This window comes from Rhodococcus sp. OK302 (assembly GCF_002245895.1).
Classification (GTDB): domain Bacteria; phylum Actinomycetota; class Actinomycetes; order Mycobacteriales; family Mycobacteriaceae; genus Rhodococcus_F.
Window position 1 is genome coordinate 4049994 of the sequence record NZ_NPJZ01000001.1, and the last position, 26960, is coordinate 4076953.

Annotated in this window: 1 protein-coding gene; it reads right to left on the reverse strand. The window is 64.1% G+C overall.

Going from position 1 to position 26960, the window contains the following annotated elements; all coding sequences use genetic code 11:
* Window positions 1-45 precede the first annotated feature (45 nt).
* Entirely contained in the window at window positions 46-26766 is a 26721-nt protein-coding gene (locus BDB13_RS18700; RefSeq protein ID WP_094275021.1) for a non-ribosomal peptide synthetase, read from the reverse strand.
* Window positions 26767-26960: the final 194 nt, after the last annotated feature.

Sequence of the window (26960 nt, forward strand, 5' to 3'; positions counted from 1 at the left end):
CCTGCCGGTACCTACCTGTTGTCTCATACCCCGGTGGGACTGGTTTCAGACATCTTCCGCGAGCAGGTGGCGCTTGATCGCTGCGGCGACGTGGGCAATCGGTCCGGGTTCGATCATCTGGTTGTGCCGGCAGTCCACGTCGTCGACTGCGACGTCGCCGCCGACAAATTCGCGCCATTCGGTGACGTCGTGGCCGTTGTCGGCGGATTGCCTGGCGACGAAGAACGTGATGTCTCCGTCGTAACGCGTCGGTCGGTGTGCGTTGGTGAGTGCGACGGAGTGTGAGTATCCGGCGCTGATGCGTTCGAGGTGCTGCGCTTCGACTCCGGTACCGGGGCCTAGTGTGCGTTCGAGGAGGGCCGCGGCGTCGGCGAATGTTTCGATCTCGGTTTCGTCGGGCGGAAGTCCCAGTCCTGCAATGAGTTCGGTGACCGAGAGTTCTTCCGGTTGGTCGTCACTGCTTGCCGGGTAGCTGTCGAGGATCGCGACGGTGGCTACCGGTACGGCTCGCGTCTCGAGTTCGTGGGCTATGGCGTGTGCGATGACGCCGCCGAGTGACCAGCCGACGAGGTGGATGGGACCGTCGGGTGCGAGTTCCAGGATGCGGTCGGCGTAGTTCTTCGCCAGTTCTGTGAGTGTGTCGAAGGTGGGTCCGCCGCTGAGCGAGGGCAACTGGAGTCCGTATATGGGCCGGCCGGCGTCGATGTGGCTGACGAACCCTGAGTATCCCCACGACAATCCGATGCCGGGGTGGATGAAGAACAGTGGCGGCTGTGTTCCGTCGGCGCGCAGCGTGATGACGGGGGCGAGTACGGCGGAGATGTCCGTCCGCTGGTTCTCGTGTTCGATCAGGTCGGCTGCGCGGGCGACTCCGGCGGGTGTGGGGTCGAGGAAGATCGATTGCAGTCGTACGCGTCGGCCGATTCGCTTGTCGAGTTCGGCGGTGATGCGGGTGGCGACTATGGAGTTGCCGCCGAGATCGAAGAAGTTGTCGTCGATGCCGACGGTGTCGTGGCCCAGTACGGAGGCGAAGATGTCGGTGACGATGCGTTCGGTGTGCGTGGTGGGCGGCGCGTAGGGCACGGTTCGGTGTTCGAAGTCCGGTGACGGAAGTGCCCGGCGATCGAGTTTTCCGACGGGTGTCATCGGGATCTTGTCGACGACGATGATGGCGGCGGGCACCATGTGTGCGGGTAGGCGCGCGGAGAGGTGGTGTCTGAGTTCGGCTTCCGCGACGGTGTGGCCTTCGACGGGTTGTACGTAGGCGACGAGTACGGTGTCGCCGGCCGGTGATTGTTGGCCGAGGGTCGCGGCGAAGCCGACTGACGGGTGAGCGGTGAGGACGGAGTCGATTTCACCGAGTTCGATGCGGAATCCGCGAACCTTGATCTGGAAGTCGCTGCGCCCCATGTATTCGAGGGTGTGGTCGGCGCGCCAGCGGACGAGGTCGCCGGTGCGGTACATGCGGCGGCCGGGTTGGCCGTACGGGTCGGCGATGAATCGGTCCGACGTGAGGCCAGGGCGTTGGTGGTAGCCGCGGGCAAGGCCGGGGCCGGTGATGTAGAGCTCGCCGATGACGCCGACGGGTACGGGGCGTAGGTGTGCGTCGAGGACGAGGTCTGCGAATCCGATGGCGGGGTGTCCGATGTTGATGTTCTCCCCTGGCCTCATGGGTGTGCTGACGCTGGCTTGGATGGTGGATTCGGTGGGTCCGTAGCCGTTGAACATGCGGCGGTCGCGTCCCCAGATGTCGACGAGTTCGGGTGTGCAGGCTTCACCGCCGACTGCGAGGACGCGCAGTTCGGGTAGTGCGGAGCTTTCGATGGAGCTCAGCGCGGTGGGTGTGATGAAGGCGTGGGAGACGTGTTCGTCGGCGAAGATGTCGGCGAGTTCGGATCCGCCGAAGACGGCCGGCGGAATGATGACCAGGCAGGCTCCGCTACCGAAGGCCATCATGAGTTCGAAGACGGAGGCGTCGAAGCTCGGTGATGCGAGGTGGGAGATGCGTGAGGATGTCTTGACGTTGAATCGTTGGTGTTCTTCGGCGTTGAGGTTGGACAGGCCGAGGTGTGTGACGATGACGCCCTTCGGTTTGCCGGTCGATCCGGAGGTGTAGATGAGATAGGCGGGGTGTTCGAGGTGTAGTGGGGATGTGCGTTCGGCGTCAGTGATGGGTGTGGTGTCCTGGTTGTCGAGAGTGTGCCGCGAGCGTTCTGAGTCCAACACGATCCAGTCGATGCTGTCGGGTAGTAGGTCTCGCCGGGAGGTGACGGTCAGTCCGAGGACGGCTCCGGAGTCGTCGAGCATGTGCACGATGCGGTCTTCGGGATAGTTGGGGTCGACGGGTAGGAATGCGGCGCCGGTTTTGGTGACGGCCCAGATTGCGATTACTTCCCAGGCTGATCGCGGAAGGCCTAGTGCTACAAAGTTTTCCGGTCCGATTCCGCGAGCGAGCAGCAGATGTGCGAGTCGTGTCGATTCGGTGTCGAGTTCCTCGTAGGTCAGGTTCCAGTCTTGGCTGGACACTGCCTGGCCGCTCGGATTGAGTTCGACGGAGGCGGCGAGGATTTGAGGCCAGGTCCGTGCTTGGGTTGCGCGCTCCCCCAGTGCTGGGACGAGTGCGGCGGACTCCTCGGTGCCGAGGATGTCGATGTCAGCGAGTTGGAGGTCGGTGTCGGCCCCGACGGATTCGAGGATCAGACGCAGGCGCTGCGAGAACTCTTCGATGGTGCCGGGTTCGAAGAGGTCCACGGCGTAGATGAACGCTGCTGATATTCCGTCCGGCTGTCCGTCGGCGTCGAAGGATTCACTGACGACGAGTTCGAGGTCTTCCTTGGCGGTTTTGGAGTCGGTTCCCACAGCTTCGACGGTCAGGCCGGGCAGTTCGAGTACGACTTTTTCGTTGTTCTGCAGTTCGAGTGCCACTTGGAAGAGCGGTGAGTACGAGGTGGACCTGGTGGGGTTGATGACGTCGACGAGCCGTTCGAACGGCAGGTCAGCGTGCTGGTAGGCGGCGAGGTCCGTCTCTCGTATCCCCCGCAGTAGGTCGGTGAATGTCTGATCCGGGTCGACGGCGGTGCGTAGGACAAGCGTGTTGACGAACATTCCGACGAGGTTCTCGACTTCTTCTTTGCCGCGGCCGGCGATGGGGGTGCCGATGCTGACTTCGTCGGCGCCGGAGAGCTTGGCGAGTAGGACGGCGAGCGCGCCGTGCAGTGCCATGAACATGGTGACGCCCTGTTCACGGGTCACTGCGGTGAGTGCTCGGTGTGTGTCGGCGTCGATTCGGAAGTCGAAGCGGTCGCCGTGGAAGGTTTGTTGGAGTGGGCGTGGGTGATCGGTGGGTAGTGCGATGACGTCGTCGAGTCCGGCGAGTTGTTCGCTCCAGTAGTGCAGTTGACTGCTGATGATCGACGTCGGATCTGTTTCGGAGCCGAGGACGTGTTGTTGCCACAGGGTGAAGTCTGCGTACTGGACCGGTAGCGGTTCCCACGCGGGCGGGGTGCCGGCGGTGCGGGACAGGTAGGCGATCATGACGTCGCGTGCGAGTGGCGCCATGGATGCGCCGTCAGCGCAGATGTGGTGGACGACGACGAACAACACGTGGGTCTCTGTCTGTTCCGGTGGGGTCTCGAGTTGGTACAGGGACACCCGTAGTGGAAGTTCGTTGGCGACGTCGAACCCTTCCTGCGCGAGGGCGGTCATGCGTGGGAGCAGTTCGGAGTCGGTGACGGGAACGGTACTGATCGTGGGCAGGGCATCGTCGACGGTCAGGACGCGCTGTACTGGTTCACCGTTGACGGTCGGGAATACCGTTCGCAGGCTTTCGTGTCGGCCGACGACGTCGACGATGGCGGCTTTCATGGCGTCGACGTCGAGGTCACCGGTGAGGCGGACGGCAAACGGAATGTTGTATGCCGCTGAGCTGGTGTCGAATTGGTTGAGGAACCACATCCGTTTCTGTGCGAGTGAGAGTGGAATATTTCCGGTGCGTTCTGCTCGGGTGAGGGGTACGTGGATGCTGGTTGTGGGTGCTGCGGTGAGTTGCTCCGCGAGTTCCGCTGTTGTGGGTGATTCGAAGAGTGTTCGCACTCCGAGGTCCAGTTCGAGTGCCGTGTTGAGCCGCGAGACGACGCGGGTGGCGATCAGGGAGTTGCCGCCGCGGTCGAAGAAGTTGTCGTCGATGCCGATCTTGTCGACGTCGAGGATTTCGGCGAAGACGTCTGCGATTTGGCGTTCCAAGGGTGTGCGTGGTGCCCGGAATTCGGGGGCTGTTGCGGTGAAGTCCGGCGCGGGCAGCGCGTGGCGGTCGATTTTGCCGACGGCGTTGCGCGGTAGTTCGTCGACGATGGTGATGCTGGTGGGCACCATGTGCGTGGGCAACCGGCCGGACAGGTGTGAGACGACGGCTGCGGGGCTGAGGTCGGAGCCGTCCGCTGTGGTCAGGTACGAGGCCAGCACGATGCTTCCGCCGGGTCCTTCGACACCGAGGGTGACGGAGTTGGTGACGCCGTCGATGGTGGTGATTGCGGCGTCGATCTCCCCCAGTTCGATGCGGAATCCGCGGACCTTGATCTGGAAGTCGCTGCGTCCGACGTATTCGATGGTGTGGTCGCTGCGCCAGCGGACGATGTCTCCGGTGCGGTACATACGGTCGCCGGGCTTGCCGTAGGGGTTGGCGACAAACCGTTCGCTGGTCAGGGGCGCGCGGCGGTGGTATCCGCGGGCGAGTCCGACGCCGGCGATGTAGAGCTCGCCGTGGGCGCCGACGGGTACGGGCTGCAATCGGGTGTCGAGGACGAGTTCGCTGACTCCGCGGATGGGTCCACCGATGGTGATCGGTGCGCCGACGGTCATGGGGGCGCTGATGTCGGCCATGACGGTGGTTTCGGTGGGTCCGTAGGCGTTGGCCAGTTCGCGGCCGGGTGCCCAGCGGGTGACGAGGTCAGGTGGGCAGGCTTCTCCTCCGACGACGACGTGCCGGAATTCGTCGAGGCCGACGGGGCTGACCGTCGCGAGGGCTGCGGTGGTGATGAAGGCGTGGGTGACGTGTTCCGCTTTGATGAGGTTTGCGAGTTCGGTGCCGCCGTAGACATCGGTCGGTACGAGGACCATCGTGGCGCCCACACCGAACGCTTGGAGGTACTCGAAGATCGCGCCGTCGAAGCTGGGGGTGGCGAAGTGCAGTGTGCGAGAGGTGTGGTCGGCGTGGAAGCGTCGTTGCTGGTCGAGTGCGAAGCTGTCGAGGCCCGCGTGGGTGACGACGACACCCTTCGGCTTTCCGGTCGATCCGGAGGTGTAGACGATGTAGGCGGCGTTGCTCATCTCGAGTGCGCCGAGGCGTTCGTCTTGGCGAATGGGGAGGGTGCAGGCGATGGATACGTCCCGATCGAAGGGTTCTTCGTCGATGACGACCCAGGATGCGGTGTTCGGCAGTGAGTCGACAGCGTCGCTGACGGTGAGTCCGAAGAGCACGTTCGAGTCGGTGAGCATGTGTTCGATGCGGTCGGCCGGGTAGGTGGGGTCGATGGGTACGAAGGCTGCTCCGGTTTTGGTGACAGCCCAGACGGCGAGTACGGATTCGATCGAGCGGGCAATGCCGATGGCGACGGAAGTTTCGGGGCCGGCGCCTCGTTTGACGAGCTCCCTCGCCATTTGGTTGGAACGTCGGTCCAAATCGAAATAGGTGAGAGTGCTGGTGCCGGCGGACAGCGTGGATCGGTCCGGCGCGGACAGTGCTGATCGGTCCGGCGCGGACAGTGCGATTCGATCCGGGAATGTTGCGGCGACGTCGGCGAAGATTTCGGGAAGGGTTCGGGCCGAGCGGCCGGGGGCACCGAAGACGGGGACGAGGTCCCGGGTTTCGAATTCGGTCAGGATCGACACTGTGGCCAGTGGTTCGTCGGGTGTTGCAGTGATGTGTTCGATGGCAATGAGGATGCGTTCGGCGATGGTCACAGCTTCGCGTTCGCTGAACTGGGCCGGTTGGTACTCCATCTTGATGTCGAGGGTGTCTTGTTCGGAGGCGACGACGGCCAGGGGGTAGTGCGCGGAGTCTCGTCCGTCGATCCCCATGACGTGCATACCCGCGATGTCGGTGCCGGCGGAGAGTCCGGCGCGATCGACAGGGTACGACTCGAAGACTGTCAACGTGTCGAAGGATGCGGCGGGGCCTACAGCGGCAGAGATGTCGGCGAGTCCGACGTAGTGGTGGTCCAGTACGTCTGCCTGTTCGCCCTGGATTCGAATGCACAACTCGGCCAGCGATTCTCGGGCATTGAGCTGAATCCGAACGGGAACGGTGTTGATGAACAGTCCGACCATCGACTCGACACCCGCAACTTGGGGTGGGCGTCCGGAGACTGTGCCGCCGAAGACGACGTCGTCGCGGCCGAGCAACTCCCCCAGCACAATTCCCCAGGCGACCTGGACGACTGTGGGCATCGTCAGTCCGTGTGAGCGGACGAAGGAGCGCAGTGCGTCCGTGCGGTCCGACGGCAGACTGACGGAGACGACTTCGCTCACTCGTTCGGCGTCGTCAGTAGTGGGCGCGAGCAGTGTCGGTGTGTCGATGCCGCGCAGGGTCTCCCGCCAGGCGGTGAGGGACGCTTCGGCGTCTTGTCCGCTGAGCCAGCTCAGGTAGTCGCGGTAGTGCGGGGCGCGCGGGAGGATTTCGGGATCGCCGTCGGTGGCGTAGAGCGTGAGTAGGTCACGCAGGACCAGGGGCGTCGACCAGCCGTCGAGGAGGATGTGATGGTTGGTGATGACCAATCGGGCGGAGTCCGGTCCGGTTCTGGCCAGCATGAATCTGACGAGCGGTGCTGTTTCCATATCGAAACGCAGTGTGCGGTCGTCTTCGAGTATCCGCGTCCAGGCGGATTCTTGTTCCGCAGCTCCCATGCCGGAAAGGTCCATCTCGGTCCACGGAACGTCGACGGCGGACCGAATGACCTGCAGTGCCCGTCCCCCTGGCGCCGCGATGAACCCGGCTCGCAGGCTGGGGTGTCGATCCAGCAGTGCCTGCGCGGCGCGTCGCATCCGATCCGGCTCGATCCGACCACCCAGTTCGAGGGTCAGCTGCACCATGTAGGGGTCGATACCGGTGTCGTCGAATCGGGCGTGGAACAGCAATCCCGATTGCAGGGGCGAGAGTGACCAGACATCGGTCAGATCGGGGAACCTACGGGAGAGGTGTTCGATCGCGGGTTGGTCGAGGCTCACGAGGTCGAGATCCGACGGTGTGAGTTCGCGGCGGTCGGCGCCTGCGGTGTACTCGGCGAGAGCGGTCAAGGCCAGAGTCCACAGTTCGGCAAGTTCCGACGCGTCGTGGGAGGTCAGGATGCCGCGAGGGTATGACCAGGTGCTGCGTAGGACGGGTCCGGCTGCGGTGTCGGTGGTGACGGTGTTGATGTCGAGGACCGACGCTGCCGGCAGGTCGCCGCTGTGGACTTCGTCGAGCGTGACGCCGGGAACCGGCAACCACGGTACTTCCCCGGCTCCCGCGTCGGCGCCGGTAAAGCGGCCGAGGTAGTTGAAGGAGATCTGCGGTGTGGTCAGCGCGTGCAGGGGCGCCGACTGGTCGAGGTATTTCGACATTCCGAAGCCGATGCCGTTGTCCGGAATCGCGAGCAGTGTCTCCTTCACGGACTTCACGGCCGACGCGATGGCATCGCCGCCGGACAATGCGTCGATCACGCTGATCCCGGCCAGATCCAGCCGCACCGGGAAGATGGTGGTGAACCAACCGACGGTGCGCGAAAGATCTGCGCCCGGCACGGCGTCTTCTTCACGGCCGTGGCCTTCGAGGTTGATCAGGACGTCGGTGCCTCGTTTGCCGTGCGACTGGCGCCATCCCGTTACGGCCAGTGCGAGGGCAGCCAGGAGTCCGTCGTTCACGGATCCCCCGAATGTGCGTGGGACAGCGGTCAGGATTGCGTCGGTGACTGCCGTCGGAATATCCACGGTGATCCGGTCGACTGTGGATCCGACGTCAACGGCGGGGTCGAGGGGCCGTGCACCGAGCAAGGCGTCCTTACCTGCGGTGTTCTTCCACAGTGCCAGTTCAGTGCGCCGGGTGGGTGCGTGTTCTGCCAGTCCGGTGGACCACCGGCGCACCGAAGTCCCCGAGACGGGCAATGGGGCCGGCGTGTTCTCGAGCGCGGCGCCGTAGGCGACCGCAAGATCGGGCACGAGGATCCGCCAGGACACCCCGTCCACAGCGAGGTGATGAATGACGAGCAGCAACCGGCCGTGCTCGCGGCCTCCGACGGGGTCGAGCCAGACGGCTGCGATCATGACGCCGTTTGTCGGATCGAGCCGTCCCGACGCTTCGCGCATCGCACGTTCTGCGGCCTCGAGGAAGTCGGGTCCGCTTTCGGAAGTGATTTCGACGCGCTGAACGATCTCTTCGGCGCGGATACTGCCCGGTTCGGCGACGATCAGTCGATGCGTTCCGTCAACGTCACCCGGTTCGCTTCGCTCTCCGACGTCGAGGCGGCTGCGTAGTACGTCGTGGTGATCGAGTAGCGATTGCAGGGCCTGTTCGAGCGCACTCCCGACGACGTGCCGCGGCAATGACAACAGTGCGCTTTGGCTGTAGCTGCGGATCAGTTCGAGATCACCGCCGCTTCGTTGCAGCAGCCATTCCATGATCGGGGTGAGCGGCAGACTTCCGATTCCGCCGCCGGGGAGTTCTTCGAGCGTCGGCACCGTATCGGTGGGTTCGAGCGAAGCGACACGCGCCAGACCGGCGACGGTCTTGGCTTCGAACACGTCGCGAGGAGTGAACGTCAGCCCCGCTTCCTTGGCTCGGGAAACCAACTGGATCGACATGATGGAATCGCCGCCGAGCCCGAAGAACGAATCGTCGATGCCGACACTGAGCAAACCGAGAACGTCGGCGAACAGATCTGCGAGCACGGATTCCGCTGCGCTGGAAGGACTTCGGCTGGACTCCGAGCTCGTGGCGAGGACTGCGAAATCCGGTGCCGGCAGAGCACGGCGATCAAGCTTTCCGTTGACGGTCAACGGCAACGCGTCGAGTACGACGATGACCGTCGGAACCATGTACGACGCCAACTCTGCGGAGACGGAGTTGATCACCGAGGCGGAATCGATCGTAGTGCCCGCTTCGGCCACCACGTACCCGACTATCCGCTCACTCGAGCCTCCGTCACTTCGCACCATCGCTACCGATTGCGCGACGCCAGGGCAGCGGAGCATGGACGCTTCGATTTCACCGAGTTCGATGCGGAAACCGCGCACCTTCACCTGGAAATCGCTGCGACCTAGATACTCCAGCTGCCCTGCGCCGTTCCACTTCGCCAGGTCCCCACTTCGATACATTCGATCCCCCGAACCACCGAAAGGATCAGGTAGGAACCGCGTAGAGGTCAATGCCGGCCGCCCGAGGTAGCCGCGGGTGACCTGATCACCCGCAACGTACATTTCGCCGACGACACCGGGCGGCACGAGGCGTAGCCGCTGGTCGAGGACGTAGACGTTCATTCCGGGCAGGCCGCGGCCGATGATGCTGGCGGAGGCGTGATCCGCGTCGTCGCGGGTGAGTGCGATGCGAGAGACGTGGACGGTTGTTTCGGTAATGCCGTACATGTTGACCAACTGCGGCGACCCGGCAGTATCGATCTGCTGCGACGCAGTGGCCCGTCGGCTGTACCACTTGCGGAGTTGGCCGAGGTCGAGGGCTTCGCCGCCGAAGATGACGTAACGCAGGGCCAGATCGGATTCTTGGTCGCTCGTACGGTGTGCGCGATCGGCTTCGGCCAGTTGGTAGAACGCGGTCGGGGTCTGGTTGAGGACGGTGACGCGTTCGCGGCGTAGCAGTTCGTCGAACATGTCCGGTGATCGGGTGGTGTAGTAGTCGACGACAACAAGGCGGCCGCCGTGCAGGAGTGGTCCCCACAGTTCCCAGACGGAGAAGTCGAAGGCGTAGGAGTGGAACATCGTCCATACGTCGGTGTGATCGAACTCGAATGTCGGCGACGCATTGTCCATCAGGGTCAGGACGTTGCGATGGCTGACGAGCACACCCTTGGGCTGACCCGTCGATCCCGAGGTGTAGATGATGTACGCGATCGACTCGGGGTGCAGCGGTGACAGGCGATCGACGTCGGTGATCGGGGACGGAGAAAGGTGATTGAGCTGTTCCGCGGTCTCACCTGATCCCAGTTCGATGACGGAGTAGGCCGAATCGACTACCTCGGCGGGCAGCATGCCCCGGAATTCGCCGGTGGTCATCAAGCATCGCGGCGCGGCGTCGTCGAAGAGGAACCGCATCCTCTCGGCCGGATAGGTGACGTCGATCGGTAGATACGCGGCGCCGCTCTTGATGACGGCGAGCAGTCCGATCACCAGGTCGACGGTGCGCGGCAGTGCCACGGCGACGACGGACTCGGGACCGATGCCCTGGGCGATGAGCAATCGGGCCAGACGGTTGGCGCGGGCGTCGAGTTCTGCGTAGGTGATGGAGGTGTGTTCGTCGCCGAGCGCGGTTGCCGCGCCGTGGTCGGCCACCATCGAGGAGAAGCGGCTCGAGATGGTTTCGGTGCCGGTGAGTTCGGCGTATCCCGGTGCATTCCACTCGGTCAGGACAGCGCGGCGCTCCGCATCGTCGAGGATCTCGATGTCGCCGAGTGCGACGGTCGGCTCCTGCGCCGCGGCGGTGAGCAGTGAAGTAAATCGGCGTGCGTAGGTCGCCATAAGTTCGGCGTCGAAAAGGTCACGGGCATAAATGAATTCAGCAGCAATTCCGTCGGGTTCACCGCGTTCGCCGTAGTGTTCGGTGACGGAGAGTTGCAGATCGAATTTGGCGACGGGTAGATCGATCTCCACTCCGGAGACGGTCAGACCCGGAAGGTCGAGCGTCGGCTCCACATTGTTGCGGAATTCGAGGAGTACCTGGAACAGCGGAGTCTGCGACGTCGAGCGGTCGGGATGGAGGGCGTCGACCAGTCGCTCGAAGGGTAGATCGGCGTGATGGAAGGCCCCGAGATCCACCTCGCGTACCTGATCGAGGAGATCTGCGAATGACGAGTCCGGGGCAAGTTGAGTTCGCAGGACCAGTGTGTTCACGAACATGCCGACGAGGTGGTCCAGCTCGGCTTCACCTCGTCCGGCGATGGGTGTGCCGATGACGATGTCGTCGGTCCCGGACAAGCGTGCCGCGAGGGCCGCCAACGCGCTGTGCATGACCATGAACATGGTGACACCGTGTCGACGGGCGACGTCGGCGAGGAGTCGGTGCGTGCTCGCGGGGATGTCGAATGATGCGACGGCCCCCCTCATCGACTGCTGAGCCGGCCGGGCAAATGAAGTGGGGAGCGCGATCGGTTCGGGCAAGTCCGCGAGTTGACGCGTCCAGTACGCGAGTTGCCGCGTGATTTCCGAGTTGTCGTCGTCCTCGCTGCCGAGATGTTCGAGCTGCCACAGTGTGAAGTCTGCGTACTGGATCGGTAGCTCCGCCCACGTCGGTGCTGCGCCGGCGCTGCGGGCTGCGTAGGCGGTGGCGACGTCGATGGCGAGGGGGTTCATGGAGAAGCCGTCGGCGATGATGTGGTGAGCAACGATCACGAGGACGTGTTGGTCCGGAGCCAGTTCGAAGACTGCACTGCGAAGCGGAACCGATTGTGAGACGTCGAAGCCGTCAGATCCGAACTCCAGGATCCGGTTGATCAGTTCCCGTTCCTCGACATGCTCGGGATCGAGGTTGAGCACGACGTCGGCGACGGCGAGTATGCGCTGCGTGGGGGTTCCGTCGATGGACGGGAACACTGTGCGCAGGCTTTCGTGTCGGGCGAGGACATCTCCGATGGCACCGGCCAGAGCGTCCCGATCGAGGTGCCCGGTCAGCCGGACGGCGAGCGGAATGTTGTAGGCCGGTGAGGTGACGTCGAACTGGTTGAGGAACCACATCCGCTTCTGGGCGACCGAGACCGGAATCGGTTCGGGGTACTCGCGTCGGGTCAACGGTGGGCGCGGCGCGCGGTCGGGGTCTGTGGTCTCGACGTGATGGGCCAGTGCCCGCACTGTGGGGGAATCGAACAGCGCGCGCACGCCGATGTCCGTACCGAGGGCAGAGTTGACCCGGGCGACGACGCGAGTCGCGGTCAGGGAGTTTCCGCCGGCGTCGAAGAAGTGGGTGGAGATGCCGATCGGACCTGTTTCGAGCACCTCTTCGAAGGCGGCCGCTACCAATCGTTCGAATTCCGTGGTGGGTGCTATGAATTCTGTTGCAGCAGTATCGAACTGGGGTTCCGGAAGTGCTGCTCGGTCAATTTTTCCGGTTCCGGTCAACGGCAGTTCGTCGAGAATCATGACACTCGCCGGCACCATGTGTGCGGGCAACTGCCCACGGGCGTGCGCTGTGATCTCGTCGACGGTCACGGATACGTCGTTGCCGATCAGGACGTACGACGCGAGTGCGGTGTGTTCGGCCGGACCCGCCACAGCCACGGTGATGGCGAACTCGACTCCGGGCATCGAGGCAAGGGCGGTGTCGATTTCCCCGAGTTCGATCCGGAATCCGCGGATCTTGACCTGGAAGTCGCTACGGCCCAGATACTCGATGGTGTGGTCGCTGCGCCAGCGCACCACGTCGCCGGTACGGTACATCCGGTCGCCGGGGTCTCCGTACGGATCTGCGACAAACCGTGCGCTGGTCAGGGCGCTGCGCCGATGGTAGTTGCGGGCAAGCCCGGCGCCGGCGATGTACAACTCCCCCGGTACGCCCACGGATACGGGTTGGAGCCTGCGGTCCAGGACTACTTCGCGGACTCCGCGAATCGGTCCACCCAGCACCACGACGCCGTCGGCCGGGATCGGGTCGCTGATGTTGGCGCCGATGGTGGTTTCGGTGGGTCCGTACAGGTTGAAGAAGGATCGGCCGGGTGCCCAGGTGCGGAGTAGTTCCGGGGGGCAGGCTTCACCGCCGACGATGACCGATGTCAGCGAGTCGATTCCGCTCGGGTCTACCGAGTTGAGGACGGCGGGAGTGAAGAAGCCGTGGGTGACGGCGTTGTCGCGGAGCACGGTGGCGAGTTCCGTCCCGCCGTACACGGTTGTCGGGACCAGAACCATCGTTCCGCCGTTCGGGAACGCCAAGAGGTATTCCAGGACGGAAGCGTCGAAACTCGGAGAGGAGAGTGCAACGGTCCGGGAGTGTTCGTCCACCCCGTAGATCTCGCGTTGTGCGTCGGCAAAGTTTTCCAGTCCGGAGTGCGTGACGACAACGCCCTTCGGTTGCCCGGTGGATCCGGAGGTGTAGATGACGTAGGCGGCGTTGCCCAAGCCAGTCGGGATCAGAACTGGACCGCGAGATGGTGCGACGGAGACATCGTCGAGGACGATCCACCTGATACCGGCGGGCAGGTTCGCGGCGAACTCGGCGGTGGTCAGGCCGACGCGTGCGTCGCAGTCGTCGAGCATGAATGTGATGCGCTCGCGCGGGTACGTGGGATCGACGGGTACAAACGCGGCGCCGGTCTTGGTTATCGCCCACATCGCGACGACGGATTCGACGGATCGACTGATACCGATGGCCAGACGATCCTCGGGCCGGACACCGTCGGCGATGAGGACGTGTGCGAGTTGATCGGACCGTTCGTCGAGCTCGGCATAGGTGAGCCGGTGATCCCCGGCGGAAAGGGCGATCCGCTCCGGGAACCGCGCGGCGGTGTCGGTGAGGATCTGGCCGAGAGTGCGCGACGATCCTCCCGGCCGGCCGCGGGCGGGAACCAGCTCCCGCACTTCACGCTCGGGCATCAGCGAGAGGTGCGCCAACGGTGTTTCGGGACGGGCGGCAATCAGTTCGACGGTCCGCATCAGCCGATGTGCGATGGAGTCGACGTCTCGGTCGGCGAGGACGCCGGGGAAGTATTCGAACTTGAGCCGGAACTGTCCGTCGGCGGTGGAGGCGATAACAGCCAGGGGGTAATGCGCGGCGTCTTCGGCGTCATGAACGTCGAGGACGTGCATTCCGGCAATATCGGTGCCGGCAGACAGTCCCGTCCGATCCACCGGATACGACTCGAACACCGTCAACGTGTCGAAGGTGGCAGCGGCGCCCACCGCGGTCGAGATGTCGGGCAGCCCGACGTAATGATGGTCGAGCAACGCGCTCTGCTCGTCTTGGACTCGAACACACAAGTCGGCCAACGATTCTTGCGCGTCCAGCCGAACGCGGATGGGCACGGTGTTGATGAACAGGCCGATCATCGACTCGACACCGGCCACCTGATGTGGACGCCCGGAGACAGTCCCACCGAAGACGACGTCGTCGCGGCCCATCAGATCCGCCAGCACAATTCCCCAGCCGACCTGAACGAGCGACGCCATGGTCAGTCCGCGGGAGCGGATGAACTCGCGTAGTGCCTGTGTGTGGTGTTCGTCGAGCGAGATCAGCGTCGACCGTGAGGTGGCGGACAGTTCTCCGACGGAACGTGCTTCCGTGAGCATGGTCGGCTCGTCGAGTCCGTCCAATGCCTGCGACCAGGCGCGCAGTGCAGTTTCGGTGTCCCGGTGCGAGAGCCAGTCGAGGTACGCCCGGTACGGGTGCACGCGTGAGAGTGCACTGGTATCGGAATCCGTCGCGTACAGCGTGAGCAGGTCGCGCACCAGCAACGGCATGGACCAACCGTCGAGGAGGATGTGATGGTTGGTCAGGATCAGCCGGTAGGTGTCGTCGCCGGTGCGCAGGAGCAGGAACCGGAGCAGAGGCGCAGTGGCCATGTCGAATCCGCGGATGCGATCCGCCCGCATGAGGTCCTGCAGTTCCGCTTGCTGATCACCGGCGGGCAGTGGGGAGATATCGATCTCGGTCCACGGCACGACGGCATCGCTATGCACTATTTGCACGGAATTGCCGTCGTCGTCCGTGACAAACGACGTCCGGAGGTTCTCGTGGCGGTCCAGGAGTGCCTGCGCGGCGCGGTGAAGTCGAGCGGGGTCGACGCCGTCGAGTTCGAGGGTCAACTGGACGGTGTACGCGTCGACTGTGTGCTCGGCGTACCGCGCATGGAACAACAATCCCGATTGCAACGGCGAGAGTGACCAGATGTCGGCGAGATCGGGGATCTGCTCCTCGAAGCGTTCGATCGCGCTTTGACTGAGGTGCACGAGGTTGAGGTCCGACGGGGTGAAACCGCCCTGTTCGGCGTGCTCGGCGTGCTCGGCGAGCACTCCGAGGGCGCTCACCCACAGATCAGCGATTTCGCGGACATCGCTTTCCTCGAGCATCTCCGACGGATATCCCCACGTGGCACTCAGATGTGGACGCCCGTCGATATCGGTGACCACGGCATTGACGTCGAGGACCGAGGCGAGCGGCATGTCCGATCCGCGTGCGGACGCCTCGAGATCGATGTCGGATGTCAACGCCCAATCGCCCGTCGTGTCCTGATCTGCGTCCCTGCCGCCGAAGCGACCGAGGTAGTTGAACGAAACCTGCGGCGCCTGAAGATCCGAAAGTTGCTGCTGCCCTTCATCGTCGAGGTATCGAAGCAGGCCGTAACCGATGCCGCTGTCCGGAACGCTGCGGAGCAGTTCCTTCACGGACTTGAGGAGGGTGCCGGCGTTTCCGCTCCCGGCCATGACAGCACCGACGTCAACCACGGAAAGGTCGACCCGTACCGGGAACACCGTGGTGAACCACCCGAGCGTGTGCACGATATCGGCGCCGGGAACAACGTGAGCCTCGCGGCCGTGACCCTCCATCGAAACGAGCACGTCATTGGTGCGCACTCCCCGCGAGGAACGCCACTGCGTCAGCGCCAGGGCCAGGGCGGCCAGCAGTCCGTCGTTGACTGATCCCCGGTACAAGGCGGGCAGAGCGGTCAGCACAGTCTCGGACACGTCCGGGGACACATCCACCGACACTCGGGCCTGCGTCGACGCAGTATCGCGGCGCGGATCGAGCGCACGTGCACCGATCTGCGGATCGGCGCCGGTGAGCATGGATCGCCACAGGCCGATTTCGCCGCGGCGAGTGGGCGCGATCTCGGTGAGTGCCGTACTCCACCGCCGCAACGATGTCTCGGCAGTAGCGGCTGTTACAGCAGAGGTGTCTGTTACGACGGGGATGAGACCGGCGTCGAGCTGATGGAACGCCGTGGCGAGTTCCGGTACCAGCACGCGCCAGGAAACACCGTCCACCGCGAGGTGGTGGATCACCAGGAGTAGGCGACCGGCACCCGAGGGGCCCACCAACCAGGCCACGCGGACCATCGACGCGTTTCGCGGGTCCAGTGCGTCACGGGCGTCGTTGAGTGCGTCCGCGATGGCGGCATCGAAGTCCCCGGTTCCCGGTTCGGCGTTCACCCGCACTTGCCGGCAGACATGGGCGGCGTCGATGCTGCCGACGTCGCCGACGATCAGCTGCCGAGTCGGGGTCAGTTCGAGCCGCGCGCGCAGGGCGCCGTGCCGGTCGAGAACAACTTGCAGTGCCGCTGTGAGTTGTTCGATGGAGTGAAGGTCGGCCGGCGCATTGAGGGCGGTGGCTTGGGAGAACGAGTCGAGGCCGGCTGGATTGTCTCTCACGGTGTCGCCGAACCTGCTGAGCCACCACTGGGCCACCGGGAGCAGCGGCATGGCGCCGATGTCGCCGCCTTCGAGCTCGTCCAGCACGACCTGCGCGGAGCCTTCGTCGAGTTCGATGACCGTCGCCAGCCCCGCAACGGTTTTGGCTTCGAACACATCACGGGGGGAGAACACCAATCCGGCACTGCGGGCACGCGCAACAAGTTGGATCGACATGATCGAATCTCCGCCGAGTGCGAAGAAGGAATCGTCCACGCCGACGGTGTCCACGGCCAGGACGTCGGAGAACAACGCCGCCAAGGTCGTTTCCAGTTCGGTTTCCGCACTGCGGGAGCGTGGGTGTTGGGCGGCGAAGTCGGGTTGTGGGAGTGCTCGGCGATCAAGCTTGCCGTTGGACGTGCGGGGCAGTTCGTCGAGGATCACGATCGCCGACGGGACCATGTGCGGCGCGAGGTGTGAGGTGACCACCGCGATGATGTCGCTGGGGTCCAGCGGCGCCGCCGCAGGGTCGGACGGCACGACGTAGCCGACGATGCGGGCGGGCCCGTTGTCGCGGGTGAAGGTGGTTGCGACGGAGTGCGCCACACCGGGGCACTGGGCGAGTGCCGCCTCGATTTCGCCGAGTTCGATGCGGAATCCGCGGATCTTGACCTGGAAGTCACTGCGGCCCAGGTATTCGAGTTCACCGGAGGTGTTCCAGCGGACGAGGTCGCCGGTGCGGTACAAGCGCGAGCCGGAAATTCCGGCGGGGTCGGCGACAAAACGTTCGGCGGTGGTCGCGGCCCGGTTTCGGTACCCGCGTGCCACACCGTCGCCGCTCACGTACAACTCCCCCGCCACTCCGATCGGTACCGGATGCAATCGGGCATCAAGGACGGAGCAGGCAATTCCGAGTGAGGGGTGGCCGATCGTGACAGTGCGCGCCGGAGCCAACGGCCGGGTGATACTCGCGACGACGGTCGATTCCGTGGGTCCGTACGCGTTGATCAAGATGCGGCCCGGGCGGACCCACGCGGCGACGAGTTCCGGTGGGCACACGTCGCCGCCGGTTCCGACGGCTTCGAGTTCGTCGAGACTGCTCGCGTTCACCGTCGACAGTGCCGCCGGGGTGATGAAGGCGTGCGTGACGTGTTGATCGCGCAGCAATGCCGTGAGTTCGTCGCCGCCGAGGATGGTCGGTGGTGCGATCACCATCGCGGCGCCGCCGCTCACCGCCATCAGCAGTTCCAGGATGGATGCGTCGAAGCTCGGTGAGCTGAAGTGCAAGGTCCGTGAACGTGCGGTGACACCGAAGGTGGTGCGTTCCTGCTCGGCGAGCGCCGCCAACCCGCGGTGGGTGACCATGACGCCCTTGGGGAGTCCCGTCGAACCGGAGGTGTAGATGACGTAGGCCGGGTGGTCGAGGGAACGTGGAGCGTGAAGTTCGCGCTCGTCAATCGCACCGCCGGACGTGGCGGCGCATTCTGCGCGGACATCCAGCGAATCGAGCACGAGGGTGCTGACGCCGTCCGGAATCGCGTCCTCGTGGGTGGCGACGGTCAACACGGTGCGGGCACCGGAATCGATGATCATGTGCCGAATGCGATCCGCGGGATACGCCGGGTCGACGGGAACGAACGCGGCACCGGTGCGCGCGAGCGCCCAGATTGCCACGACCGATTCCACGGATCGCGGCAAGGCCAGCGCGACAACCGTTTCCGGCCCGGCCCCACGCGAGATGAGTACTCGCGCAAGCTGATTGGCTTGGCGATCGAGATTTTCGAACGTGATCTCGGTGTCACCGAAGACGAGGGCGACGGAATCGCTGCGGTAATTCGCTTCGAGGATGTGGTGCAGCAGCGCAGGTTCCGGGACGTTTCCGCTGGGCGCATTTTCGGTGCGCTCCACCAACTCGATGTCACCGACCGGCGAATGCGGGGATTGTGTGACCGCCTCCGCGATGCGGATCAGGTACTGCGCGAAGCGTTCGACGCTGGAACGGTCGAACAGTGCGGTGGCGTAGGTGAAACCGGCGTCGATTCCGGCTGGTTCACCGCGTTCGTCGAATTTCTCGGCGAGCGTCAATTGGAGGTCGAAGTTGGAGACCACTGTCGCCAGATCGAGAACATCGACGTCCAGGCCCTCGAAACTCAGCGTCGGAGTCTCGGTGTTCTTGAACTCCAGCATCGCCTGGAACAGCGGAGAGTGTGATGTGGACCGTTCGGGCGCCACTGCGTCCACGATCCGTTCGAACGGAATGTCGGCGTTGCCGAAAGCATCGAGGTCGACGCCGCGCACCTGGGTGAGCACTTCGGCGAACGAACGTGCCGGGTCGAGTCCGGTGCGCAGCACCAAGGTTCCGACGAACATGCCGACCATGCGGTCGAGCAGTGCGTCACCGCGCCCGGCGATCGGTGAACCGATCGCAATGTCGTCCATCCCGGACAGCCGTGAGAGCAGGAGCGCGAACATGGCGTGCGCTGCCATGAAGAGGCTGCTTCGATTGTCCTGCGCGGCCATGATCAGCCGCCGGTGAACCTCGGCCGAGATCTCGAACGGCACCACGGCACCGGACAGATCCTGCACCCGGGGGCGCGGATGGTCCACCGGAAGTTGCAACAGTTCGGGGAGCCCCGCCAGTCGTGCGCTCCAGTAGTCGAGTTGACCGGACAGCACGCTCGCTCCGTCGGTGATCTCCCCGAGCGCCCGCTGCTGCCACAGCGCGAAGTCTGCGTACTGAACGGGCAGCGGATCCCAATCGGGCGCATTTCCGCGGGTACGGGCGGAGTACGCGGACATGATGCCTCGGGCCAGCGGCGCCATCGAGAAACCGTCGGCGCAAATGTGATGAACCACCACGACGAGGACGTGCTCGCGTTCGGAGACCCGGATCAGTTCCGCTCGCAGTGGCGGCGCGCTCGTGACGTCGAATCCTCGCTCCGTCAACTGGGTTATCCGGTCCGAGACTTCGTCGGCTCCGGCGAGTGAGAGCGGAAGGCTCGACAGCGCGTCCTGGGGTTCGACAACGACCTGGGCCGGAATTCCGTCGATCATCGGGAATTGTGTGCGCAGCGACTCGTGCCGCGTCAGAACGTCGCCGATCGCGCTCTCCATCGCGCTGCGATCGAGTGCGCCGCGCAACCGGATCGCGATGGCAACGTTGTACGCGGAGGAGGTGGTGTCGAACTGGTTGATGAACCACATTCGCTTCTGCGCCAGTGACAACGGGATTCGGCCGGGGCGGGGCATCGATTCGAGCGGAACGCCGGCCGCCAGGGTGTGGGAGCTCTCGCAGACCGCGGCCAGTTCGGTGACCGTCGGCGCATCGAAGAGGTCGCGGATCGAAAGGTTGAGTGCGAGAGACTCATTGATGCGGGCGATCGCGCGCGCCGCGATCAGGCTATTGCCGCCTCGCTCGAAGAAATTGTCGTCCACACTGAGCGCGTCGATGCCCAACAGATCCTCGAGGACGTGCGCCAACTGCGATTCGACGGGTGTGCTCGGTGCCAGATAGGTGCGAGAGCCGCCGAACGAGGGGGCCGGCAAGGCCGGTCGATCGAGCTTTCCGGTGGAACCCAACGGGAAGGCATCCATCTCGATGATCACGGGCGGCACCATGTACGCGGGAAGTTCCGAGCGGAGAACACGTCGGATCTCGTCGTGATCGAGTGTCTCCCCCTTCGCCCCGATCACATACCCCACCAGTGAATCGCCGAGTGTGGCGTCGTGGTGCACGCGTGTTGCTGCCGCAATGACGCCGGGCGCGCGCAGCATCGCGGCTTCCACCTCGGGCAGTTCGATCCGCAGACCACGAATCTTGACCTGGAAATCGCGTCGACCGATGTAGTCGAGTTGGCCGTCGGCGCGCCAGCGCACGATGTCGCCGGTGCGGTACATCCGCGTCGGACCTGTCGCGGTGAAAGGATCGGCAACAAATCTGTCGGCGGTGAGATCGCTTCGCCCGAAGTATCCGCGGGACAACTGCACGCCGGCCAGGTACAACTCGCCGTGAATCCCGACGGGAACCGGGTGCAGGCGCGAGTCCAGCACGTATACCTGTGTGTTCCAGACCGGGGCACCGATCGGAACCGACGCGCCGGGTTGGTGCAGGAACTCGGCCGCGGTCACGTCCACGGCCGCTTCGGTGGGTCCGTACAGGTTGTAGAGGCATGCATTGCTGATGCGGGTGAAGTCATGGGCAGTTGCCGACGGTAGAGCTTCACCACTGCTGAACACCTGGCGCAGGCTCGCGCACGCGCCCCGCGACGTCGCGGCAACGAACTCCGCGAGCATCGACGGAACGAAGTGGGCTGTGGTTACTGCGCGCTCGGCGATCAGAGCGGACAGATATGCCGGGTCGCGGTGACCGTCCGGTGCGGCGATCACCAATCGGGCGCCGGCGTTCAGGGGCCAGAACAACTCCCACACCGACACGTCGAAGGTGATCGGCGTTTTCTGAAGTACGACGTCGGACGCTTCGAGGGAGTAGGTTCCCTGCATCCACCGCAGACGATTGACAATCGAACGGTGCGATACTGCAACACCTTTCGGGCGTCCGGTCGAACCGGAGGTGAAGAGGACGTAGGCGGTGTTGTCGGGCCGGAGCGGTGAAATCCGATCAGCGTCGGTGATCGGTTGTGTAGTCTCCTCCTCCGCCAGGTCGACATCGATGATCTCGACATCCGTCGGCAGGTGTCCGTGGCTACCGGCCATCGCGAGGACACACACGGGGTCGGCTACGGAGAAGACGTATCCGATCCGCTCGGCCGGATGATCCGGATCGACCGGGACGTACGCGCCGCCGCCGCGAATGACCGCATGAATGGCGACCAGCAGTTCCAGCGAGCGCGGTAGAGCTACTGCGACGCGCTGATCAGGGCCGACGCCGCGCGAGATCAACGTTCGAGCGAGCGCGTTCACCTGATTGTCGAATTGTGCGTAGGTCAGAACGGTGTCGCCGAACTGTAGAGCCGGCGCCTGAGGTGTCCGCGCTACCTGAGTGCGAACCAGATCGTCGAGAGTGTGTTCGCCCAGGTCCCGGTGTGTTGCGTTCCACCGCTCGAGCACCAGAGCCCGCTCGCCCGGCGCACACAGATCGATGTCGCCGACCACGGAGTCCGGGTGTGCACTCACTTCGTCCAGCAGGGAAACGAACCGGTCCGCCAACCCCGACATGGTGTCGGAATCGAACAGATCACTGGCGTACGTCAATCGGCCGTCGAGGTGATCGGACTGCTCGGTGATGATCACCTGAAGATCGAATTTAGCTGCACCGGTGGATAGTTCTTCCACCTCGACGTTCAGCGACGGCAGCAGCACCTCCGTCGGCGGGGCACCTTGCATGACCAGCATGACCTGGAACAGCGGTGAATCACTCTCCAGGGCGTCAACCAGGACGTCGTAGGGAATGTCGCTGTGCCGCAACGCCGCCACATCCGCCGTGCGAGTACGCGAGACGGTGTCCTCGAAACTCGCTTCGCCGTCGATGACAGTTCGCAGCGCGAGCGTGTTCACGAACATGCCGACGACGTCGTCGAGTGCACGTTCACTGCGACCCGCGACCGGCGTGCCGATGATGACGTCGTTTCCCCCGCATTCTCGGGAGAGGAGTACCGCCAGAGCGGCGTGGACCACCATGAACACGCTGGCGTCGTGATCGGCAGCGATTGCTGCTATCCGCTGATACGTCGGTGTGTCGATCGTGAAATCGAGGTCATGGGCGCGCTGAGCGCCTTGCGCCGGCCGCGGATGATCCATCGGAAGTTCCGGTAGTTCGTCGCGGGCATCGAGTTCATTCGTCCAGAAACGCAATTGTGAGCCGAGGATCGAATCCGGTGTCGCCGCATCACCGAGCGCACGCCGCTGCCACTCGCTGAAGTCGCCGTACTGGACCTCGAGCGGTAGCCACGCCGGAACGCGCCCCGATACCCGGGCGGTGTACGCGACCATCACGTCACGGGCCAGCGGGGCCATCGACAATCCGTCGCCGGCAATGTGGTGCACGACCAGCACCAACACGTGATCCTGATCGGACACTTCCAACAGAACCATCCGTACCGGCGGAGCGGACGTGACGTCGAACCCGGCGCGTGCGACTTCGTCGGCGCGGGCACGCACCGCACCGGCCGTGCACACCTCGACAGTGAGTTCGGATGCCACATCGTCCACGTCGAGAACGTGCTGAACAGGTCCGTTCGCGGACGCCGGGAACACTGTGCGCAGCGACTCGTGCCGGATGACGACATCGCGCAGTGCAATCTCGAGTGCCGAGAAATCAAGATCACCCGTCATTCGCACCGCGATCGGAATGTTGTACGCCGGCGACGCCGGATCGAGTTGGTTGATCAACCACATCCGCTGTTGTGCCAACGACGCCGCAATCGGATCGGGTCGTGGAATCCTCGTCAATGCCGGCAGCTGGACTTCACGCGAGTCGGAATTGTCAGCGCGCACAGCCAATGCGGAGACCGTCGGGGCCTCGAACAGGTCGAGCACACTGAGCGAAGTGCCCAGAGCGCCGTTCACGCGGGCCACGACTCGCGTCGCAACCAGTGAGTCGCCGCCGAGTTCGAAGAAGCTGTCGTCGGCGCCGGCGCGGGTGATTCCGAGGAGATCGCAGTACACGGCGGAAATACGCTTTTCGGTGGAGCTTTCGGGGGCGCGGTACTCGCGAGCGCCTGCTTCGGTGTCGATGGACGGCAGGGAGTTCCGGTCGATCTTGCCGGCCGGAGTCAGGGGAATCGTGTCCAGCACGACGATGCGTGAGGGAACCATGTGCGGCGCCAGGAATGCCGCCGCGTGCGCCGTCAACTCGGATACGTCGACACGCATCCCGGGCGCAGTCGTGACGTACGACGCCAGCAGCGTCTCGCCGCTGTTGCCGGTCACTCCGACGGTCACTGCCTCGTCGACGCTCGGATGCCGACGCACCACTTCGTCGATCTCACCGAGTTCGACACGGAAACCGCGGATCTTGATCTGGAAATCACTGCGGCCCAGGTATTCCAACTCGCCGTCGCGGGTCCAGCGAGCCAGATCGCCCGTCCGGTACATCCGCTCCCCCGGCAAGCCGTTCGCCGCAGGCACGAAGCGCAGTGCCGTCGTGGCGGCGCGTCCGTGATAGCCGCGGGCCAGGCCGACGCCACTGACATACAGTTCCCCGGCGACACCCACCAGGACGGGATGGAGCCGAGAATCCAGCACCATTGCCGACGCTCCCCGCATCGGCACTCCGATCGTGACCGGAACGTCCCTGTGGAGCGGTCTCGACAACGTGGCAACCACTGTCGTCTCGGTGGGCCCGTAGGCGTTGAACATCAACCGGTGCCCCGCCCACTGCTCGACGAGCGTCGGCGAGCATGCGTCGCCGCCGGTCACGATTACCCGCAGGAGTGGCAGGTGGTCCGGATCAACCGTCGCGAGAGCTGCCGGAGTGATGAAGGCGTGCGTCACCCTCCCGTCGCGTAGGACTTCCGCCAGTTCCTCCCCGCCGTACACCGTGGGCGGCGCGATCACCATGGTGGCGCCGGCGCCGAAGGCAAGGAGTAGCTCCAGAACTGACGCGTCGAAGCTCGGGGACGAGAAGTGCAAGCTCCGTGAATCCGGTGTAACGCCGAACCTGATCCTCTGCTCGTCCGCGAAACTGCTCAACCCGCGATGAGTGACCACGACGCCCTTGGGTAGACCGGTGGAACCCGAGGTGTAAATCAGATAGGCAGGGTCGTCGATTCTCAGCGGCCTGATGCGGTCGGTGTCGTCGAGGGGCTCAGTCGAATGCTGCTGGTCTCCCGGTGCCAGCCACAAGGCGTCAACGCCCCAACTGTCTGCGGCGCCAGGAAGGCAGATCCCGATGCGTGTCCCGGAATCAGTGAGCATGTGCTCGATACGGCCGGGTGGATAGTTGGGATCGACGGGCAGGAATGCGCCGCCGGCCTTTGCCACAGCCCAGGTCGAGATCACCGATTCCATCGAACGTGTCAGTGCAAGTGCCACGTACGTGCCCGGTCCGACGCCGCGCGTGATCAGTTCCCGGGCCAGGGCGTTCGATCGGCCGTCGAGTTCACGGTAGGTCAGAATCCGGTCGCCGAGAACAATCGCATCGGCGTCCGGATTCAATTCCGCTGCGGTACACAGAATCTGATCAAGTGTTTGAGTTTCCGACGCGGGTGAGCCGGACACCGAGCGCAGGTGTTCGAATTCCGTGCCGTCGAGAATCTGCAGGTCACCGACGGCGGTGTCGGGGGAATCGAGTGCGCCGGCCAGTATTCGCTGGATCCGCGTGCACACCAGGTGAGCGGACTGTTCGTCGAGAACGCTCTGGTCGAACGCGACCACGAAAGTCAGCGTTCCTTCTTGTTCCACGACGTCGATTTCCAGACTGATGTCGATTGCCGGACTGAAGTCGTCGCGTCTGACGTCGGGGCTTCCCTCGTTCAGGGCTACATGAATTTCTGCCGCATCCACGGCGTCAGGGCTGACATGTCGGCGGATCTCGTCGTCATGGTCGGCAACAGCATTCAACAGATCCGTGAAGGGCCGATCCGGGGTGATCGTGATGCGCACCGGCACCAACTGCGAGTCCGATCGGAACCGGGCGCCGAGCACGATGTCGTCCGTGTTCGTGATGTGCGAGAGCATGACCGCCAGCGCGGCGTGGACGACGCTGAAGACCGTGGTCTCGGCACTGCGGGTCATTGCCACGACACGGTCGTAGACCTCCGGCGACATAGTCCCCCGCACGGTGCCGAAATCTGCCCGCACCTCCGATGTCCGGGGACGATCGAGGACTACCGAGGCGCCTTCGGGAGCGTCCATCAACTCGTAAGCCCAGAACGCTTCGAGTTCACGGTCCCTCGTGATCTGCTCGCCGGCCTTGGCGCTGGGGCGATGCACCTCGTCGAGCGGCGTTCCGGGGCCCGCTGCAATCAGTTCACGGACCAACTCCGAGAAATCGGCCTGATGCTCGTCGAGTTCCTCCCGGGTGTAGCGATCGGGATTGGCTCGGAACTCGATCAGCGTCTTGACCGGAGTACCGCTCTGATAGATGTTGACCAGCAGATCCTCGACCGGACCCGACGTCACGATGTGGTACTCGCCGGTCATCGAACCCAGCGTGATTTCCTGACGGAAAAGCATCACGTTCATCATCGGGCCGGACAAGCGTGTGTCCTCGGCGGACAATCCGGCGTCACGTCGAATGTCCTCGAGGCTGCATCGTTGATGTCGCAGAGCGCCGAGCAGTTCCAACTGCACCCGCCCCACCAGATCGTCGACGCTGTCTCCGGGTCGCACCTCGATGTGCAGGGGTGCGACGTTCACCAACATGCCGCCGGACCGCTGCAACGGCGCAGTAGTTCTCGCCGACACCGGCAAATTGATCAGTACATCTGCGTAACCTGTACGACGCGACAAATAGCAGGCCAACGCCGCGATCAATACTGCCGCCGACGTGGCGCCCGAACGTGAACTCCACTCGTCCAAGGAGCCTAGCGACTCCTCCGAAAGCTCCCCGGTCACCACCTGCGAGTGGGCTTGAGGTGGCGCTTCCCGATCCGAAAGCGTCGAACCGTGTTCCACGCCGGAAACCCGCTCCGCCCAGTACTCGCGGTCCGCATCGAAACGACTCGACGCACGGTACGTCTGGTCCAATTCGGAGAGCTTCGCCAGATCAAGGGCCTTGTTGACGGCGGGTTCACGGCCTTCGAGTTCAGCCGTGTAGAGCGCCGCGATCCGGTTGACGATGGTCATGCCGCTGTAGCCGTCGAGCGCCACATGGTGAATTCGTGTGTACCACAGGTAATCTCGATCCCCCGTTTGCAGGATCGTCATCTCGACCAGCCGATCCCGGGTCAGATCGAGGGTGGTCGCGTGGTCGTTGTCCATCCACTCCGACGCAGCTGCGCGGGGATCCTCATGGTTACGGAAATCGAAGTAGTCGACGGTTGCATCGATCGTGGGGTCGACTATCTGGCACGGTTCCCCGTCCGGGTACATCAACCGCAGGAACGGCGATTCGAACTCATGCGCCGCCGTCACCGCAGATCGAGACAACAAGCCGATATCCAGATCGCCATGGACCTCGATGTACTGCGCGACGAAGTACGGAACGCTCGGATGAAGCTGCTGCGCGAACCACATGCTCCGCTGCACCGCAGACAACGGGAAAGCGCCGGCCGGGAGTGTTCTCGGTGCAGACTCTCGGGCACTGACCTCGTTGTTCGGATTCTCGGTGCTCATCACAACCACCCCCGGCTGGTGTGCTGGGTGTGGAGTGAAGAAAGTGTGGTTCGGGGATTGAAGAAGTACATCGCACCGCCTCGATATCGAGAGTGGAAACCATGTGAACGATCCTTGTGAGCCCGGCCGGTGAGGTCATCGACCGTGAAAGCGGGTCGGCTCGGAGTTCGAACCTCCCCGAAGGTCCGAACTGT